Raw genomic sequence first — 2,134 nt, forward strand, 5'->3', positions numbered from 1 at the left:
TGTCCCGTCGCAAAGGGTCTGGTCTGCGAGACCGGCTCTGACCTGGATCGACCAGTTCAAGTGAGACGTGGAGGCATTGAAAATCTCAGATGATCTGGTCCGGGGAGAGCGGATACCTGTGTCCGTCTCAGGTGATCTGGTTCGCCTGGGGCGTTTTCGCCCGGTTGCAGGGTTCGTGCTGAAGCCGGCAGTCCAGCCATGCGGCGACGTCCGTGATGACCGCCGCGTCGACGTGCTGGGGTGCCATGTACCCGGCGGGCGTCGATGGTTCCGTCCCTGGGAAGAAGAGGTGGTCGTCGACTTCGTGGATCTGGATGGTGACGTCCGGACGCCCGGCCAGTCCCTCTCGCCAGAGGGACAAGTCATGCTCGACGGTGACCTGGTAGTCGCGGCCGCCCTGAAGGATCAGGAGCGGCTTGTCCAGGCGGGCGGCGGTGGCAACCGGGTCGTAGGAGCGCAGGTCCAGCCAGTACGAGGCAGGAAGACCGAAGGGCAGGTCCTCCCGGGGCGTACGGGGTGACAGGGCGGTCTCGACGGTCGCGGCCTGACGGGTGATCTCCGCAAGGACCGCCTCGGAGTGCGGGCCGGGGTCGAGGGCGGCGAGGTGGCCCACGACCCGGACGGCCGCCCGGTGCATGGGCTCGGCGTCGCCCGCCAGGATCACGACGCCCGCGACGGACGGCTCGGTCTCGGCGACCCGTGGGGCGACCTTGCCGCCCATGCTGTGCCCGGCGACGAACACCCGGCCGGCATCGACGCGCGGCTCCTCCTGGAGCAGGCGCACGGCGGCAACGGCGTAGGGGACGTACTCGCGTGTCATCGTGAAGTCGTCCGCGGCGGCGACCTCCGCCGCGTGTGTGAAGGTCACCTTGTCGTGGCGCAGCACTGCCACGCCGTGGCTGGCCAGACCCCAGGCGAGGTCCTTGAGGGGCTTGTTGGGTCCGCTGGTCGCGTCCCGGTCGAAGGGACCTCCGCCGCTCAGCAGCACGACCCCGGGCCACGGGCCGTCGCCACGCGGAACAGTGACGGTGCCGGCCACGGCGAGAGCACCGGCTCCGACCGTGACGTCGTGCTCCTCGAAGGCGTCCGGATCCGCATAGGAGGGCGCAGCCCAGGGCTCGCAGGCAGGGGGCGCGAGGCGCAGCCCGTTCAGCAGGCCGGCGGAGTCGACCGACATGACGGCGCTGAACTGTCCCCGCTCGCACACCACGGGAACGCTGACACGGATCAGGTCCGGCCGCAGGCTCTCGCTCGACGGTTCGCCGAGGTCCGTGACCGGACCGGTTCCCGCTGTCTCGGCGAGCCAGGCCGCTTGGAGTGTCTCGGCGGTCAGCGCGGCACGCAACGGCGGGGCGAACAGCGCAGCGATCTCCTTGAAACGGCCATCGCGCGCCCACGCGACCACCAGCACGGCGGTCTCCTCCGCAGTCTGCATCCCCTCACCTTTCTTAGATTTGAGAAAGGTAGCATGCATGAGAAAGTGAGGAGATGGACACCTTGGAACTCCTGGCGCATCCTGTCCGCCTCCGCGTGGTTCACGCACTGCGCGGCAGGCGGGTCCTGACCACCGGGCAGCTGTGCGCTCTGATCCCGGACGTGTCCAAGGCGACCGTCTACCGGCACGTCGACCTCCTCGCCGCGGGTGGCATCCTCGACGTCGCCGACGAACGGCGGGTGCGGGGCGCCGTCGAACGCCGATACCGACTGCGGCAGGAACGCGCGGGCATCGATGCGGAAACCGCGCGTGCGCTCACCCCGCAGCACCACGAGCGGGCATTCGCTGCCGCCATGGCCGCCCTGGTCGCGGAGTTCGGCGCTTACCTGGAGCGCGAAGGCAGCGATCCCGTAGACGACCTCGTCGGCTATCGGCAGCACGCAATCTGGCTCAGCAAGGACGAGCTCGTAGCACTGATCGGCGCGATGCAAGCCGCCATCGCGCCCCTCCTCGCCAACGAAGCGTCGGGGGAACGTACCCGATACCTCCTCAGCCCCATCCTGTTCCCCGCCGAACAGGCCGAACAGCAAGACCCGCTGTAGCCGACACCGCCGCTCGCGGTGAACCAGATCATCTGAGATGACGAGCGAATCAGACCAGATCACTTGAGACGGGGGTCAGGTCGACAGAGACGGGACA

General features: G+C 68.7%; 2 protein-coding genes. One reads left to right on the forward strand and one right to left on the reverse strand.

Features of this window, described 5'->3' with window-relative positions:
• Positions 1-127 precede the first annotated feature (127 nt).
• Entirely contained in the window at positions 128-1,435 is a 1,308-nt protein-coding gene (locus tag ACFWP5_RS52305; protein ID WP_384174497.1) for a dienelactone hydrolase family protein, read from the reverse strand.
• 53 nt (positions 1,436-1,488) lie between these two features.
• Between ACFWP5_RS52305 and ACFWP5_RS52310 the strand changes: the two genes are divergently transcribed.
• Positions 1,489-2,037, forward strand: coding sequence for a helix-turn-helix domain-containing protein (locus ACFWP5_RS52310; protein ID WP_384174500.1), 549 nt, complete (start codon positions 1,489-1,491; stop codon positions 2,035-2,037).
• Positions 2,038-2,134: the final 97 nt, after the last annotated feature.

The organism is Streptomyces sp. NPDC058469 (genome assembly GCF_042721125.1).
Lineage (GTDB): Bacteria > Actinomycetota > Actinomycetes > Streptomycetales > Streptomycetaceae > Streptomyces.

Excerpts from the sequence above, each read along its gene's own strand:
- ACFWP5_RS52305 (WP_384174497.1), bottom strand. The coding sequence starts at position 1,435 with ATGCAGACTGCGGAGGAGACCGCCGTGCTGGTGGTCGCGTGGGCGCGC.
- ACFWP5_RS52310 (WP_384174500.1), top strand. The coding sequence starts at position 1,489 with ATGGACACCTTGGAACTCCTGGCGCATCCTGTCCGCCTCCGCGTGGTT.